Annotated in this window: 2 protein-coding genes, 1 rRNA gene and 1 pseudogene; 3 read left to right on the forward strand and 1 reads right to left on the reverse strand. The window is 40.6% G+C overall.

All coding sequences use genetic code 11. The features are described 5' to 3' along the window. Positions 1 to 948: 948 nt before the first annotated feature. The 3 genes and pseudogenes from L2755_RS22420 to L2755_RS22430 form a co-directional block, all read left to right on the forward strand. A pseudogene (locus tag L2755_RS22420) lies at positions 949 to 1117 on the forward strand (IS630 family transposase); the annotation flags it as partial. A gap of 403 nt (positions 1118 to 1520) precedes the next feature. Next, positions 1521 to 1796 carry a terminase gpP N-terminus-related DNA-binding protein gene (locus tag L2755_RS22425; protein WP_428847823.1) on the forward strand — a complete coding sequence of 92 codons (276 nt, stop codon included), beginning with the start codon at positions 1521 to 1523 and terminating at the stop codon, positions 1794 to 1796. Continuing rightward, complete coding sequence (locus L2755_RS22430) at positions 1793 to 2032, forward strand: helix-turn-helix domain-containing protein (protein WP_428847824.1); 240 nt, start codon at positions 1793 to 1795, stop codon at positions 2030 to 2032. Before L2755_RS22425 ends, L2755_RS22430 begins: the two co-directional genes overlap by 4 nt. Before the next feature lie 176 nt (positions 2033 to 2208). On the opposite strand, the gene rrf is transcribed toward L2755_RS22430, so the two are convergent. After that, positions 2209 to 2284, reverse strand: a 5S ribosomal RNA gene (gene rrf, locus L2755_RS22435); the annotation flags it as partial.

Raw genomic sequence — 2284 nt, forward strand, 5'->3', positions numbered from 1 at the left:
TCATCTTTCATACTTCGCCGAAGACGCTAGGTCGTTGGCTTGAGGAGGCGTATTCTACACTCTCCAGTGTCGGCGTCAAGGGCTTATTTTAATAAGTTTTTCAAGCGATGAATTCTTAATCACTATCGTGAAAAGAAGCAAAACTCGAAGCCCTTAAAGCGCTTGTCACCTGAGTCAAATCTCCGAGGAGTTTTAACTCTCACCTCTTAATTAAAAGAGGTACTGATTACGCTGCAAGTCCCGTGCATCCTAACGTTTGCTAAGAGCGAGTAGCCTGCTGTGCCGTGTCAGTGGATGCGCATTATAGGCAGTTCCTGACCAAGCGCAAGCGCTTTTATCAATTAAAACAGTCTTTTTTAAAAGACACAGAATAGCCACACCCTACACACCACTTACCCACAACCTTATCCACAATCACCACGTAAACGAGTGAACATACCTCGGGATGGGACACTTATTCTAGTACAGTATTGAAAACTTGCACGACTTAGGAATAGATACTTTTAGCTTTATATTTAAGCGGTAAACGTTCCAGTAAGGAATAATACCAATCGCTATAGAGATATGATCTAATATGGTTGGTGAAGTCTAAAAGTTGGTTTGTATATGGAAAAGCTTAAATGACTGATTTTCGATGTCTGACACCTCGAGATAAATGCGCAAAAGCGTATCCATCTTTTAGCCTTGACGCATTTCAGTGAAGGACATAATCACTCTGAGATAACCAATGAACTTAAGGTGAGTCGCACGAGTGTAAATAAGTGGGTGATTTCTTGGAGAAAGGCTTGATTGAACCACCTCCTGCCTTGAGTGCAGCTAATGCTAAGCAACTTTCAACATATATTGATGAACGTAGTCTCTCAGAAACAGATGGCAGGCTATCTGGGCATGATATTAATTAACACCTTTTCAAGTGTTTTGGCATTCGTCATCAAGCATCTAGAGAGTATTAAAAGGCTTGGTTTTTCATGGATAACAATCCGCCCCCCAAGCAATCATTAGCAGTACAAGAAGCTTTTAAACAATTCCGCCTGAAACGATCCTTAACATCCCTAGCCATATTGCCCTATCTTATGTCAATGTCTGGTTTCAGGATGAAGCTAGGATAGGCAACAAAATACAATGACACATTTATGAGCAAAAAAAGGTAGTCGAGCAATGCTCACAAGCATGGAATAGCTTTATTAGTGACATTGATACAGTAAAGAATCTATGCAATCGTTCATGGATAAATCTGACCAGATGATTATACCGATTGGTATTATACTAATTCCATTAAATATGCGTTCAATTCAGAGATCTCTCAGGGCTTTCAATTCCAGGCGCATTGTGGAAGAAATGGTTATTCACTTTTAAGACAATGCAACGCAGCAGTTAAAATATTGAGAAGCTCACTACGTGCGGGTTTAAAATCACCTTATACTGCGCATGTGGCTTTAGATATAGAATAACTATTAGCTACAACCCACTTGCATTAAAGATATGATCTAATGCTTCCACCATAATCACATCAAATAATCATGTCATTAATAGAACTTAAACGCCGAGCTAAAACTGAAAAAAGAAGCCGAACAAGAATTAGGTATTTGGCCGTATCTCTCTTTTTCAAGGGTAAATCCAGAGCTGATATTGCTCGCTCTCTAAAGGTTGCTAGAGGAAGCGTTAATAAGTGGGTGTCGAATCATTTAGATAACGGCATTAGTGTGCTTGTCGATGTAGTGCATTATGCTCGGCCGCCGAGACTATCACCAGAACAATTAACCTCATTAACAGAATTCGTTGAAAAAGTTATTTGAATGATAATGGTGGACGCCCACAGGCTAAAGATGTTCTGGAATTTATCAGTGCCAACTTTAATGTAGACTATAGACCAAGCAACATATACCGATTGCTACATCATCTGATTTTTTCATGGATAACAAGTCGCTCACGTCACCCGAATCCAAATGAAGAGGCGCAAGCTTCTTTTAAAAAACTTCCAGTTGGAAACGATCCTTCACATACCAAGCCACTTACTACTCGCTCGAGTTGATATCTGGCTTCGGGATAAGGCTAGGTTTGGGCAGCAGAGACTGGATTAAGGTGTTCAGTTTATTAATGTAATGGGTATAAAATCCACGTACCATTGCCTCAAAACCACAAATCGCAGACGTAAAAAAGCCCGTTGCGTTAGCAACGGGCTATTCACTCTCTTTCGAGAAATTAGGCGCCTGGAAATGACCTACTCTCACATGGGGAAACCCCACACTACCATCGGCGATACTGTGTTTCACTTCTGAGTTCG

The sequence above is a fragment of the Shewanella abyssi genome, assembly GCF_023284025.1.
GTDB classification, from domain to species: Bacteria; Pseudomonadota; Gammaproteobacteria; order Enterobacterales; family Shewanellaceae; genus Shewanella; species Shewanella abyssi.